The following is a 12,761-nucleotide window of genomic DNA, read 5'->3' as shown; positions in this document are numbered from 1 at the left end:
ACGACGAGGATCACACGGCCGTCGCGGAAGGTCACAGCGCCGTCGCGAGCGAGACCGCCTCCAGCAGCGAGTCGGCGACCGGCAGGCCCGAGGCACGCAGCCGCGCAGGCTCGGTGAAACCGCCCGTGTAGAGCACGCACAGCGCGCCTACCGAGGCGGCGGCGTCCGCGTCGTCGATCGAGTCGCCGATGAGAACGGCCTGCTCGCCGGCGAGCCCGAGCTGATCGAGGTGCCGGGCCAGGTGACCCGCCTTCAGGCCGCCGTCGACCTCCGTGGGCCGGCCGTCGATCCGGGCGAACACGCCGGCGAGCCCGCGCGACTCCACGGCCGGGACGAGCTCGTCGTGGAACCACATGGACAGCAGCGACTGCGTACCCGGCCAGGTCTTGATCGCCGCCTCGGCGTCCGCCGCGAGCGGGATCGTGGTCAGGCCCATCCGGTACGCCTCGTGGAAGATCCGGTCGAGCTCCTCGAACTCCTCGTCGGTGATCGCCCGCTCGAGGATCTCGGCGTAGAACTCGCTCACCGGCCGGCGGAAGCGCCGGCGATGCTCGTCGGAGTCCACGCTGCGCCCGCCGATCGCGGCGAACGTGTGATTCGTGGAGGCGACGACGAGCGAGAGGTCGTCGAGCAGGGTGCCGTTCCAGTCCCAGACAAGATGCGTACGCGCCACGGCGAGAGGCTACAGGCGAGGGGCCCCCGGCGGTCGAGCCATATCCCGCAGCAACCGCTCCTCCTCGATCCGCCAGTAGCCGTGCTCCTTGCCGTCGAGCAGCACCACCGGCACCCGGTCGCCGTAGTCGCGCTCCAGCTCGATCGAGTCGGAGACCTCGACCCGGGTCCACCCGCCGGCGGCGATCCGGTCCAGCACCTGCTCGGCCTCCTCGCAGAGGTGGCAGCCGGTGCGGCTGATCAGGGTCAGGCGGTTCATCGCAGCTCTCCCTTGCGTACCTTGCCGATCGCCGAATGCGGCAGCTCGTCGACGATCTCGAAGCCCACCGGCAGCTTGTACCGCGCGAGCCGGGCGGAACAGAACACTTCCAGCTCCGCCAGGGTCGGCGCGGGGTCGAGGGCGGCGACGACGTACGCGTACGGCGCCTGCCCGGTCCGCTCGTCCGCGACGGCGACGACGGCCGCCTCGGCCACGCCCGGGTGCTCGCCGAGTACCCGTTCGATCTCGGCGGGATAGACGTTGAAGCCGTTCACCAGGATCAGCTCGCCGATCCGGTCGACCAGGACGAGATCGCCGTCGGCGTCCGCGTACGCGATGTCGGCGGTGCCCCACCAGCCGTCGGCGTCCGGGCCGTCGCGCCCGTCCGGCCAGTAGCCCGAGAAGAGGTTGTCGCCGCGCACCACGATCTCCCCCGGGTCCGTGCCCGTGGAGACCTCGAGGTCCAGATCGAGGTCGTCGGTGGCCGGCTCGGCGGCCGAGCCGTCGCGCCAGAGCACGGCCCCGTCCGCGGAGCGCAGCAGCAGCGACACTCCGGGGAGCGGACGACCGATCGATCCGACCTTGGTGCGGTCACTCACCGCGGTCGTCGTGAGGACCGGCGCCGCTTCCGTCAGTCCGTACCCGATCAGGATGCCGGCCCCGGTCACGGCCGTGAACCGCGCCGCGTCGGCAGGGTCGAGCGGCGCCGCGCCGCACACCGCGGTGCGCACCCGCCGGAAGTCGGCGCCGGGCGTGCGGGACCACGCCGCATACATCGACGGCACCCCGACGACCACGGTAACCTGGTGTTTCGCGATGAGCGAGGCGGTCTCGGCCGGGTCGAAGCGGTCGACGAGCACACCGCAGGCCGCGTGGTGCGCGACCGCGCCGAGCCCGGTGTTGAGGCCGTAGGCATGGAAGAACGGGATCGCCAGCAGCACCACGTCGGCCTCGCCCACGACCGCCGGATCGATGCGCTGCAACTGATCGTTGTTCGCCGCGAGAGCACGGTGCGTGAGCATGGCGCCCTTCGGCCGCCCGCTCGTCCCGGAGGTGTAGAGCAGGACCGCGAGGTCGGTCGCGGCCGGCGTCGCTGCCGCGGGCAGGGCTTCGCCAGGCACCACCCCGAAAAGATCCGATGACGGTACGGCTACCCCCTCCGACAACCGCAGACGACCCAGCACCGCATCATCGGCGACCACCCGGGCCGCGCCACTGTCCGTCAGCGCGAAGGCCACCTCGTCCGCGGCGTACCCGGGATTGAGCGGCACGGCCACCCGCCCCGCGCGCAGCGTGCCGAGATAGGCGGCGGCGAATTCCGGGGTGTTACCGAGAATGATCGCCACCCGGTCGCCGGGCGCCGTCCCGGAAGCGAGTCGCCGGGCGGCGCGATCCACGCGCTCGTCCAGGTCTGCCCAGCTCAGCACGGTGTCCCCGGCGATCAGCGCGGGGCTGTCCGGGCGCCGGCGCGCGGCGTCGCGGACGGGGTCACGGGCCGGATCGGCGGTGCGCTCTCCCACGACGCCCGAGTCTGGCACACCGCCTGCCCGTACGGGGAGCGTCGGACAGCCTGTCCGCGTTCGATCACAGAGAGTCCCACATGGTGACAGAGGCGCGCCATGTCGCCTCTGTGCCACTTCGGGCCAATTTCGCGCAGCGCACACGGTGTGCGACTCCCTGTGCTTGAGCTCCGCAATACTTCCCGTCTGTGTAACGCCGATCCACTTTCGTGGGTGGGGCCGGCCCGGCGATCGGGTCCGCTTCACCCCGTTTTGTTGTGGACCGCTTTCGGACACCCCTCATTCGACGGCCCGCCGGGTCAAGGAGGCGCAGTGAGTCATGTGTACGCCGGCGATCCGTACAGCCGCGAGCTCTTCGCGGCTTACCCGAGCCTTCCGGAGGGGTTGACCTCGTTACGCGACGGAGTCGCCAACGCGATCCGCGGCGACAGCCCCAAGCGCACCCGGAACCGTCCGCACATCAACGAGTCCCCGCTGGGACACCTGCCGCCCACGGGCAACTCGAAGAGCGGCCGGGTCGCCGTACCCGGGCGGCCGCAGCCTCCGCAGCAGCCGGGACCCGGACGGGCCGGCGCAACCGACGGGGAGCAGGCCGTGGTCGTACCGGCGCAGAGCACGACCGGGCCGCCCGCCCCGACCGAGCCACCGAAATATCCGGCCCGCCCCGACCCGGGCGACGCCGCGGCCGAGGTCTGGGCGCTGGTCGAGCGGGCCCAGGCCGGCGACTCGGCGGCCTTCGGGCTGATCTACGACCGCTACGTGGACACCGTCTTCCGGTTCGTCTACTTCCGCGTCGGCAACCGCCAGCTCGCCGAGGACCTCACCTCGGACACGTTCCTGCGGGCCCTCAAGCGCATCGGCAGCTTTACCTGGCAGGGCCGTGACCTCGGCGCGTGGCTGGTCACCATCGCCCGCAACCTGGTCGCCGACCACTTCAAGTCGGGCCGGTACCGGCTCGAGGTGACCACCGGCGACGTGCTCGACGCCGACCGCGAGGACCGCGGGCCGGAAGGTAGCCCCGAGGCCGCCGTGGTCGACCACATCACCAACGTCGCCCTGCTGACCGCGGTGAAGCAGCTCAATCCGGAGCAGCAGGAGTGCATCGTGCTGCGCTTCCTGCAGGGCTTCTCGGTGGCCGAGACCGCCAGGACCATGGGCAAGAACGAGGGCGCCATCAAGGCGCTGCAGTACCGGGCCGTCCGGGCGCTCGCCCGCCTGCTGCCCGAAGGGTTCCAGTGGTGACGCCGATTTCCCCGATGTCGATCTCTCAGACCGTTGTTGCCCAGCTCGCACCCGTAACCGGGCCCGCCGGTCGAGCGTTTGTCCGGGTGCGACCCGTGGTGGGCCAGCGTTCCACCGGTTCCGTCGCGCCCACCGGCAACCTCGCCGGTGGGTCACTCACGAGCGAAGGGAGGTGCCCTCGGTGAGCTTCGATTTCCTCGACCGCCGGAGCGCCGAGCGCTTCGCGGAGCTTCTCGACGAGACCAGCGGCGGCCGTCGCCACCACGCCCGGGGCCAGGCCGACGAACAACTCGCCGAGCTGGTCGCCATCGGGCACAGCCTCTCCGCGGCACGGCCCGCAGTCCAGGTCGATCCCGAGTTCCGGATGGGCCTGCGGGCCATGCTGATCGCCACGGCGGAACGCGACGGGATCGGGGAGACGGCCACCGCGCCCGACCCGGAACCCGACGTCGCCGAACCGGTCCGCAAGCTGTTCGGCCGTACCGGCAAGCGCATCCGCGCCCGCGGCGCCATCGTGATCGGCGTCGCCGCCGGCGCCATGGCGGTCTCCGGGATCTCCGCCGCCAGCGAGAACGCCGCGCCCGGCGACGCCCTGTACGGGGTCAAGCGCTCCACCGAACGCGCCCAGCTGGCGATGGCCGGCTCCGACATCACCCGCGGCCAGCTCTCCCTGACGTTCGCCCGCAACCGTCTCGCCGAGGCGGCCGCGATGAACGGCCAGGACAGCCGGTTCGCCGACGCCCTCGACGACATGGACGCCGACACCAAGCAGGGCGTCAAGCTGCTCACCTCGGCGGCGGTCACCCGCCGCCAGGCCACCGACCTGGCCTCCGTCGACTCGTTCGTCGCCAACCAGCGCCGGGTCATCACCCCGGCCCTGGACGGGCTCAGCCAGGCCAACGCCGAACGCGCGCAGCGCTCGGTGAGCCTGCTCGACGCGGTCGAGCGGCGTGCCGACAACGTCCGCGACGGGCTCAGCTGCAGCACCGTCACCCCGTTGCGCAGCGACGCGCTCGGGCCCGAGCTGAAGTCGTGCAAGGCCGGCGCCTCCGACTCCACCACGTCGGAGCGGCGGCAGGGCCAGGGGCAGGGCGAGAAGAAGGCGCCCGGCAAGAACGGCGAGGCGAAGAAGACCGCGAAGCCCAAGGTCAGCGGCAGCGCCTCGGCGACGCCCGGCGCCACCGGAACGAGCACCGGCACCGGCAGCCGCGCGGGAACGCTGAACGCCGGCGACCCGGCGGCCCCGGCGAGCCTGGACCCGGAGCCGATGATCTCCGAGGATCCGGCGAACCCGCCGACCGCGGACGACAAGGGGCTGCTCGGCGGCCTGCTGGGCGGCATCTTCGGCGGCAAGTAGGTCAACACATGTAGCTCAGTGCATGTGGCTCTCCATGTGGCGAGGGGCGGTGCCGACTTCAAGAGTCGGGGCCGCCCCTCACTGCGTACTGTAGCTTTCGACCGGTTGTGAGAAAAAGACCCGTCTCACGGTCCGAACGGGTCGGGCCGCTTCTCCAGCAACGAGTGCAGCGTCGCCTGGATGGTCTCGCGCACCTGGTCGGCGAGGTTGTAGACGACCAGCGGATCGTCGGCGTACTCGGTGAGGTGCGACGTCGGGATCGGCTCGCAGAACTGGATCAGCCACTTGCTGGGCAGCGGCACGAGCCCCAGCGGGCCCAGCCACGGGAAGGTCGGCGTCACCGGGAAGTACGGCAACCCGAGCAGCCGGGCGAGCGGCTTGAGGTCGGCCAGGATCGGATAGATCTCCTCGGCACCGACGATCGCGACCGGCACGATCGGCGTACCGGTGCGCAGCGCGGCCGACACGAAGCCGCCGCGGCCGAACCGCTGCAGCTTGTAGCGATCGGCGAAGCGCTTGCCGATGCCCTTGAACCCCTCGGGGAAGACACCCACCAGCTCGCCGTCGCTCATCAGCCGCTCGGCGTCCGGGTTGCAGGCGACCGTGGCGCCGGCCTTGCGGGCCAGCTCCGACAGCACCGGCATGCGGAACACGAGGTCGGCGCCGAGCAGCCGGAGATGCCGTTCGCGCGGGTGCTGGTCGTGCAGCGCGGTGGTGAGCATCAGCGCGTCGAGCGCCAGCGTGCCGGAATGGTTCCCGACGATCAGCCCGCCGCCGCTCTCCGGCACGTTCTCGATGCCGAACACCTCGGTACGGAACCAGTCGCGGTAGAGCACCCGCAGCATCGGGTGGAACACCGTGTCGGTCAGCTCGGGATCGAAGCCGAAGTCGTCCACCTCGTACGCCCCGGCGAGCCGCCGCCGCAGAAAGGCCAGCCCTCGGGCGACCCGCTGATCCCAGATGTCCACGGTGTCCGGCGTGGTTTCCGGCTGCCCGGCCGGGATCTGCGCCGCGTCCGGGATCGGGGTCGGGGTCGGGGTGATGGTGGGCTTGGCCTGGGCTTTCGGTGCGAGCTTGCGGGCTCGCCGCCGGGGAGCGGGCTTGGCCGTCCCGGCGTCGGCGGCTGTCCCGGCGTCGGCGGCCGTCTCCGCCTTCTTCGCGGCCGTCTCACCCTCTTCGGCGAGCTCGTCCTTGTCCGCGACCAGCTCGGCCGCCAGCTCGTTCTTGTCTGCGGCGAGCTCGGCTGCCAGCTCGGCTTTCTCGGCCGCTGTCTCGGCCTTGTCCGCGGCGAGCTCGGCGGCCACCTCAGCCCTCTCCGCCGCAGCGGCCGCGCGGCGGGGGCGGCGGGCGGCCGGGGGCGGGTCCGGCATCGGGATCGGACGCTTGCCGTTCAGCGGCTTGGGCGCGGGCGCCTGCGGCAGGGCGAAGTCCGCGTTGCCCGGCAGCGCGGGGTGGAAGTCGTCGTTGCTCATCGCGTCACAGCCTCATGATTCTCGGCAGCGTCCGGAGACCCGGCAGCGTCCGGAGACCCGCCCGCGGCGGCGCCCGAGGACCCGCTTCCGGCAGCGTCCGGGGACCCGCCCGCGGCGGCGCCCGAGGACCCGCTTCCGGCAGCGTCCGGGGACCCGCCCGCGGCGGCAGCGCGTACCCGGCGGATGCCGTCGAGGATCGCCTGCTCCGCGGTCGCGAGCCGGTCCGCGGTCAGCGACGAGCCGTTGCTGTGGCCCCGGATGAAGTCGTCGAAGGCGGCGGCCGTGCTGCGCGGCGTGAAGCCGAACTCCTTCACGAGCCGCGCGGTGTCGACCACCCGGCCGTGCACGAACAGATCGATCTGGTCGAGGCCGATCTCACCCACCCCGAGGTTGCGGGCGAGTGCCGCCACGGAGGACAGGGCCGCCTCGGGCAGCGGCACGGCGACGCGGCCCGCCCGGCGTACGGCCTGGGAGAGCGCGAGGACGCCCGCGCCGGCCACGTTGAACGTGCCGGGGTGGTCCTCGATCACCGCGCGGTGCAGGATCTCCAGCGCGTCGTCGACGTGGACGAACTGAAGCCGGGCGTCGCGGCCCAGCACCGTGGGCACGACCGGCTGGGCGAAGTAGCGGGTCAGCGTCGTCTCGGCCGTGTCGCTGATGAACGGCGCGAACCGCAGGACCGTCGCGGCCACCTCGGGGCGGCGGCGCCGGAAGCCGCGGACGTACCCCTCGATGTCGAGGATGTCGCGCGCGAACGAGCCACGCGGCACCGCGCGGGGTTCGGTGTCCTCGGTGAAGACGGCCGGGTCCCGGAACGAGGCGCCGTACGCGGCCGTGGAGGAGCGCACCACGAGCTTGCGCAGCCGGGTCGCGCTCTGCGCGGCGGCGAGCAGCTGCATGGTGCCGATGACGTTCTGTTCCTTCATCGCCGCGCGTCCGCCGTGGTGCGGATCCGGCGCGCTGGTGACGGCGAGGTGGACGACCGCCTCGGCGTTCAGCTCGGCGATGGCCGTGGTGGCCGCGCGCGCGTCGGCCCGGATCTGCTCGACGTCCGTCAGCAGGCCCGCGTAGGCCGGCGGCGGGTCGTGCGGATCCAGGCCGATGACACGTTCGATCCGCGGATCGGCAGCGAGACGGGAGGCCACCCGGGCGCCGAGAAAACGGCTGATGCCGGTGACCACGACGACCCGCGGCGGGGCCGCGGCTTCAGACGACACCACGGGCGCCTCTCACGTGCGGCTTTTCGCGTTACGACGGCAAGTGGACGGCCGGGCCGGTGGCCCGGCCGGGCATCACTTGCCGAGACGGCGACGCTGGACGCGGGTCTTGCGCAGCAGCTTACGGTGCTTCTTCTTCGCCATACGCTTGCGGCGCTTCTTGACCACGGAGCCCATACGTAATGCCTCTCGAAACCATGTGGGGCCGGCCGCTGCGCGCGATGACACGCCGGCCGGACTGACAGCGGTTTGCCCCTCACCCCGGCGCCTGAGCACTCACGGGTATCACGGGCGAACCGCCCCAGCGTAGCGGCCTGCCCGCCGAGGGACCAACACGCCCCCTGGCGACTGCTGCTGCGAGCCGATTCACGCGTACGCGCGCACGACCGGCACCTCGCGGCGGTGCCGGGATCCGCAGGCCCCTCAGGCGGTCTGGGAGAACGCTCCGCGCAGGTAGGCGTGCACGGCGTGCTCGGGCACGCGGAACGAGCGGCCCACCCGTACGGCGGTCAGCTCCCCGCCGTGCACCAGCCGGTAGACGGTCATCTTGGAGACCCGCATGAGCGCGGCGACCTCCGCCACGGTCAGGAAACGCACCTCGGCGAGGCGCTCCTCGGCTTGGGCTGGACCCGTCATCTCCTCGCACCGATCCTTTCGCAGGCGCCTCCGCCGCGGCCGGTCAGGCCTTGCGCCGCGGCGGGCGGGCGCGCGTGTCATCAGTACGGTATCGAGACGGCTGTTACCAGCGCGATGCGTTCCGTGAAATGGCTACAAAAAGTCAAGGCGACACGCGGTCTTTGCCCCGAAAGGTGACCTACTTCCGGCTTGCCAGGGCCTTGCCAAAGAACGCCATGTTGGCCGGGCGCTCCGCGAGGCGGCGCATCAGGTAGCCGTACCACTGGTCGCCGTAGGGCACGTAGACGCGGACCGTGTGCCCCGCGCCGGCCAGCCGGGCCTGCTCCTCGGGGCGTACGCCGTACAGCATCTGGAACTCGAACTCGTCGGCCTGGCGGTCGAACCACCGCGCCCGGTCCTCCGCGATCGCGATCAGCCGGGGGTCGTGGGTGGCGACCATGGGGTAGCCGTCACCCGACATGAGGATGTTCAGGCAGCGTACGTACGCCTTGTCGACGTCCAGCGCCGACTGGTACGCGACCGACTCGGGCTCCGCGTACGCGCCCTTGCACAGCCGCACCCGCGACCCGGCCGTGGCCAGCTCCCGGCAGTCCCCCTCGGTACGCCGCAGGTACGCCTGCAGCACCGCGCCCGTGCCCGGGTGGTCCTTGCGCAGCTCGGCGAGGATCTCCAGCGTCGAATCCGTCGTCGTGTGGTCCTCGGCGTCCAGCGTGACCGTGGTGCCCGCCTCCGCCGCCGCGGCGCAGATCGCGTGCGCGTACTCGTACGCCATCCGGTCGTCGACCTTCTGCCCCAGCGCCGAGAGCTTCACGCTGACCTCGGCCGCCGGCGTCAGGCCGGAGCTCTTCAATCGGCCGAGAAGCGTGAGGTACTGGTCCTTGGTGGCGGTCGCCTGCTCCGCGGTCAGCGTGTCCTCGCCCAGGTAGTCGAGGCTGATCCCCAGGCCGTCATCGGCGAGCGCGCGGCTGGCGCTCAGCGCGTCGTCGACACCCTCACCGGCGACGAACCGCTTGACGATTCCCTTGGTGACCGGCGCGGAGGAGACCAGCCGCTCCATCCGGGACGACCCGGCGGCGGCGAGAAAGACGGATCGGAGCATGAGCCGAGCGTATCGCCCGTCCGGGCGCCGGTCGCGCCGAGCTTGTCCACAGCCATGTCCGTCGCGGGGCAGGTGAGGATACGGTTGTCCGGTGAACTTCGATGCGTACGCGCGCACGGCCGTGGAGCTGGTCAACGCCGGCCTCGACGACCTCGACGGGCTGAGGTCACTCTTCGGTGAGGACCTCGCCTGGATGGGTGCCGAGGTCACGGAGAAGGACCTGGCGATCTTCCGCCGGGCCCGGCGCCGGTTGCGCGACGTCTTCGAGTACGGCACGTCCGGCCGCGACGCGCAGGCGGTCACCGAGCTCAACGCGCTGCTCGAGGCACATCCGGTGCAGCCGCGCATCTCGGGCCACGACGCGAGCGACTGGCACATGCACGTGACCAGCCGCGGCGCCTCGGTCAGCGCGGAATACCTCGCGGGCGCGGTGTGGGGCCTGTCGGTCTGGCTCTGCGAGTACGGCAGCGCCCGGTTCGGCATCTGCGCCGACGACCGCTGCGGCAACGTCTACCTGGACACGTCGTCGAACAACTGCCGCCGCTTCTGCTCGGAGCGCTGCGCCACCCGGTCACACGTGGCGGCGCACCGGGCCCGCAAGCGCGCAGCGACACTCACCCCCGCGTAGCCAGCCGGGCCGACTGACCGGGTCAGGCGCTGGTCACGGCCGGTGTGCTGGATTCCGCCGGTGCCAGGTGCCGCCGGGCGAACTCCAGCGATTCGCGCAGGTCCTGGACCCGTACGTCCCGGCTCTTCACCTTGCGGGTGGAGACCTCCAGCGCGACCGAGCCGCGGAAGCCCCGGCTCGTCAGCGAGCGGAGCAGGTCGGCGCAGGGCTGGGTGCCGCGGCCCGGGACGAGGTGTTCGTCGCGGCCCTCGCCGGTGCCGTCGCCGAGGTGGACGTGCTTGAGGCCCGCGCCCATGCGGTCGGCCATCTCCAGCGAGTCGGTGCGGGCAGCCGCGCAGTGCGACAGGTCCAGCGTGTACGCGTCGTAGCCCGCCTCGGTGGGGTCCCAGCCGGGCACGTACGGCACGAAGGTCCGTCCCGCCATGCGCACCGGGTACATGTTCTCGATCGCGAAGGTGGTGTCCGGGTGCCGGGCCTGCACCTTCGCGAGGCCCTCGGCGAAGTTGCGCGCGTAGTCACGCTGCCAGGTGAACGGCGGGTGCACCACGACGGTCGGCGCGCCCAGGGTCTCGGCGAGCTCGGCCGCCTTGGCGAGCCGCTCCCACGGGTCCGGGCTCCACACCCGCTGGGTGACGAGCAGGCACGGCGCGTGCACGGAGAGCACCGGGACGTCGTAGTGTTTCGCCAGGCCCTGCAGGGCGCCGGCGTCCTGGCTGACGGCGTCCGTCCAGACCATGACCTCGACGCCGTCGTAGCCCACCGTCGCCGCCATCTCGAACGCGGCCGCGGTCGGCTCGGGGAAGACGGAGGAGCTGGACAGGAGTACGGGGACACGGGAAGTCACGCGTCAAGGGTAGACCCGTCGGCCACCTCTGCCAGTTCCTCGGTCGGTATACAAGGGGGCAAACCCGGCCCGCTGCGCGCCGGTGCCGGGGGCACGCGCGTACGCTGTCGCAGGTGAGTCGCCGCACCCAGCTCCGCATTGTGATGGACGACGCGGCAGCCGCCCGCGCCCGCGAGGTCGATCTGGATTTTCCTCGTGAATGGATCGAATTCACCGACCCGGCCGACGACCAGCACGTGGTCCGCGCCGACCTGACGTGGCTGCTCTCCCGCTGGACCTGCGTGTTCGGCTCGGCGTGCCACGGCATCATCGCCGGGCGCGCGAACGAGGGCTGCTGCTCGCACGGCGCGTTCTTCACCGACGCGGACGACGAGAACAGGATCAAGGCCGCGGCCGCGAAGCTGACGCCCGAGACGTGGCAGCACTACCGGCGCGGGTTCAAGAACTACACGGAGATGGACACGATCGACGGGTCCAAGCCGGCCCGGCGTACGGCCACCCAGCCCGACGACGGCCCGTGCGTCTTCCTCAACGACGCGAGCTTCCCGGCCGGGGGCGGCTGCGCCCTGCACGCCCAGGCGCTGCGCGACGGCGTGCACCCGCTCATCTACAAGCCGGACGTCTGCTGGCAGCTCCCGGTACGCCGCGAGCAGGACTGGACGAAGCGCCCGGACGGCAGCAAGTACCTCCTCTCCACCCTCACCGAGTTCGACCGGCGCGGCTGGGGCCCCGGCGGCCACGACCTCGACTGGTGGTGCACGTCGTCACCGGACGCCCACGTGGGCACGGAACCCATGTACCGCTCGTACGGCCCCGAGCTGGCCGCCCTGATCGGCCAAAAGGCCTACGACGAGCTAGCCCGCCTCTGCGACGCCCGCCTGGAGTCAAACCTGGTGGCCCCCCACCCCGCCACAGTCGCCGCCCAAGCAGCCCAAGCCCCCAAGAAGCGCGGCGGCCGCGAACCCGCAGCCCCACCGCGCTCCTGACACAGGATCGGCCGCCGCCGAAGCGCAAAGCCGGACCACAACGGCTTCGGGGGGAGGGGATGGCCCACGCAGGGATCAAGCCTGACCGCCCGGAGTGGGTCATCCCCTCCCCCCGAAGCCCCACCGCAACCAAAAACTCAGGGCTCGAACTTGTACCCCAGACCACGCACGGTAACGATGTACCGAGGAGCGCTGGGCTCCGGCTCAACCTTGGACCGAAGCCGCTTGACGTGCACATCCAGCGTCTTGGTGTCGCCGACATAGTCCGCGCCCCAGACCCGGTCGATCAGCTGCCCACGGGTCAGCACCCGGCCCGCGTTGCGCAGCAGCAGCTCCAGCAGCTCGAACTCCTTGAGCGGCAGCTGCACCCCGGTCCCGTCGACGGTCACCACGTGCCGTTCCACGTCCATCCGGACCGGCCCCGCGGCCAGCGTCGGCGTCGTCACCTCGGCCGCCTCCGCGCCCTGCCGGCGCAGCACGGCCCGGATCCGGGCGACCAGCTCGCGCGGCGAGTACGGCTTGGTGACGTAGTCGTCGGCGCCGATCTCCAGGCCGACCACCTTGTCGATCTCGCTGTCCCGGGCGGTCACCATGATGATCGGTACGGCGGAGCGCTGCCGCAGTTGCCGGCACACCTCGGTGCCGGACATCTCGGGCAGCATGAGGTCGAGCAGGACGATGTCGGCGCCGGTCCGGTCGAACTGGGTCAGCGCCGAGGTCCCGGTCGGGGCGACCGACACCTCGAAGCCCTCCTTGCGGAGCATGTACGACAGGGCGTCGGAGAACGACTCCTCATCCTCGACCACGAGCACGCGAGCCAATGGGGGTT

At 71.8% G+C, this 12,761-nt stretch carries 13 protein-coding genes and 1 pseudogene; 4 read left to right on the top strand and 10 right to left on the bottom strand.

Going from position 1 to position 12,761, the window contains the following annotated elements; translation table 11 throughout:
* Nucleotides 1-31: 31 nt before the first annotated feature.
* From IT780_RS06240 to IT780_RS06230, 3 genes are read right to left on the bottom strand one after another with little or no spacing between them, the layout of a single operon-like run.
* Nucleotides 32-673 carry an HAD family hydrolase gene (locus IT780_RS06240; RefSeq protein ID WP_199510426.1) on the bottom strand — a complete coding sequence of 214 codons (642 nt, stop codon included), beginning with the start codon at nt 671-673 and terminating at the stop codon, nt 32-34.
* 9 nt (nt 674-682) lie between these two features.
* Nucleotides 683-931, bottom strand: a complete 249-nt coding sequence (locus IT780_RS06235; RefSeq protein ID WP_199510425.1) for a glutaredoxin family protein — start codon at nt 929-931, stop codon at nt 683-685.
* Nucleotides 928-2,451, bottom strand: coding sequence for an AMP-binding protein (locus tag IT780_RS06230; RefSeq protein ID WP_199510424.1), 1,524 nt, complete (start codon nt 2,449-2,451; stop codon nt 928-930). The genes IT780_RS06235 and IT780_RS06230 overlap by 4 nt, the downstream gene beginning before the upstream one ends.
* Nucleotides 2,452-2,835: 384 nt before the next feature.
* On the opposite strand from IT780_RS06230, the gene IT780_RS06225 reads away from it, so the two are divergent.
* Nucleotides 2,836-3,693, top strand: a complete 858-nt coding sequence (locus IT780_RS06225; RefSeq protein WP_233412407.1) for an ECF subfamily RNA polymerase sigma factor, BldN family — start codon at nt 2,836-2,838, stop codon at nt 3,691-3,693.
* 181 nt (nt 3,694-3,874) lie between these two features.
* Nucleotides 3,875-5,050, top strand: coding sequence for a DUF5667 domain-containing protein (locus IT780_RS41625; RefSeq protein WP_199510422.1), 1,176 nt, complete (start codon nt 3,875-3,877; stop codon nt 5,048-5,050).
* 125 nt (nt 5,051-5,175) lie between these two features.
* Here the strand turns inward: IT780_RS41625 and IT780_RS06215 are convergent, their stop codons facing one another.
* The 5 genes and pseudogenes from IT780_RS06215 to IT780_RS06195 form a co-directional block, all read right to left on the bottom strand.
* A complete protein-coding gene (locus tag IT780_RS06215) occupies nt 5,176-6,093 on the bottom strand; it encodes a lysophospholipid acyltransferase family protein (protein ID WP_372443632.1) in 918 nt (305 codons plus the stop codon).
* 584 nt (nt 6,094-6,677) lie between these two features.
* Nucleotides 6,678-7,742 (bottom strand): annotated as a pseudogene (locus IT780_RS06210) (NAD-dependent epimerase/dehydratase family protein); the annotation flags it as partial.
* 72 nt (nt 7,743-7,814) lie between these two features.
* On the bottom strand, nt 7,815-7,916 hold the full coding sequence (locus tag IT780_RS06205; protein WP_007465623.1) for a 30S ribosomal protein bS22: 102 nt from the start codon (nt 7,914-7,916) through the stop codon (nt 7,815-7,817).
* 246 nt (nt 7,917-8,162) lie between these two features.
* Nucleotides 8,163-8,375, bottom strand: a complete 213-nt coding sequence (locus IT780_RS06200; RefSeq protein ID WP_199510420.1) for a helix-turn-helix domain-containing protein — start codon at nt 8,373-8,375, stop codon at nt 8,163-8,165.
* 178 nt (nt 8,376-8,553) lie between these two features.
* Nucleotides 8,554-9,474 (bottom strand): proline dehydrogenase family protein, encoded by a 921-nt coding sequence (locus IT780_RS06195; RefSeq protein WP_199510419.1) that lies wholly within the window; start codon nt 9,472-9,474, stop codon nt 8,554-8,556.
* A 91-nt stretch (nt 9,475-9,565) separates the two neighbouring features.
* Between IT780_RS06195 and IT780_RS06190 the strand changes: the two genes are divergently transcribed.
* Complete coding sequence (locus IT780_RS06190) at nt 9,566-10,102, top strand: CGNR zinc finger domain-containing protein (protein WP_199510418.1); 537 nt, start codon at nt 9,566-9,568, stop codon at nt 10,100-10,102.
* 22 nt (nt 10,103-10,124) lie between these two features.
* On the opposite strand, the gene IT780_RS06185 is transcribed toward IT780_RS06190, so the two are convergent.
* Complete coding sequence (locus IT780_RS06185; protein ID WP_199510417.1) at nt 10,125-10,946, bottom strand: sugar phosphate isomerase/epimerase family protein; 822 nt, start codon at nt 10,944-10,946, stop codon at nt 10,125-10,127.
* 143 nt (nt 10,947-11,089) lie between these two features.
* On the opposite strand from IT780_RS06185, the gene IT780_RS06180 reads away from it, so the two are divergent.
* On the top strand, nt 11,090-11,932 hold the full coding sequence (locus tag IT780_RS06180; RefSeq protein ID WP_199510800.1) for a DUF3109 family protein: 843 nt from the start codon (nt 11,090-11,092) through the stop codon (nt 11,930-11,932).
* A 137-nt stretch (nt 11,933-12,069) separates the two neighbouring features.
* On the opposite strand, the gene IT780_RS06175 is transcribed toward IT780_RS06180, so the two are convergent.
* Nucleotides 12,070-12,753 carry a response regulator gene (locus IT780_RS06175; RefSeq protein ID WP_067508792.1) on the bottom strand — a complete coding sequence of 228 codons (684 nt, stop codon included), beginning with the start codon at nt 12,751-12,753 and terminating at the stop codon, nt 12,070-12,072.
* Nucleotides 12,754-12,761 lie beyond the last annotated feature (8 nt).

This window comes from Nucisporomicrobium flavum (assembly GCF_016464385.1).
Taxonomy (GTDB): domain Bacteria; phylum Actinomycetota; class Actinomycetes; order Mycobacteriales; family Micromonosporaceae; genus Actinoplanes; species Actinoplanes flavus_A.
The sequence above is the reverse complement of the archived record's forward strand: the minus strand, read 5'-3'. Positions and strand labels throughout refer to the sequence as shown.

Coding starts and splice junctions, on each gene's coding strand:
- IT780_RS06235 (WP_199510425.1), bottom strand. CDS start 931: ATGAACCGCCTGACCCTGATCAGCCGCACCGGCTGCCACCTCTGCGAG.
- IT780_RS06205 (WP_007465623.1), bottom strand. CDS start 7,916: ATGGGCTCCGTGGTCAAGAAGCGCCGCAAGCGTATGGCGAAGAAGAAG.
- IT780_RS06200 (WP_199510420.1), bottom strand. CDS start 8,375: ATGACGGGTCCAGCCCAAGCCGAGGAGCGCCTCGCCGAGGTGCGTTTC.
- IT780_RS06195 (WP_199510419.1), bottom strand. CDS start 9,474: ATGCTCCGATCCGTCTTTCTCGCCGCCGCCGGGTCGTCCCGGATGGAG.
- IT780_RS06180 (WP_199510800.1), top strand. CDS start 11,090: ATGGACGACGCGGCAGCCGCCCGCGCCCGCGAGGTCGATCTGGATTTT.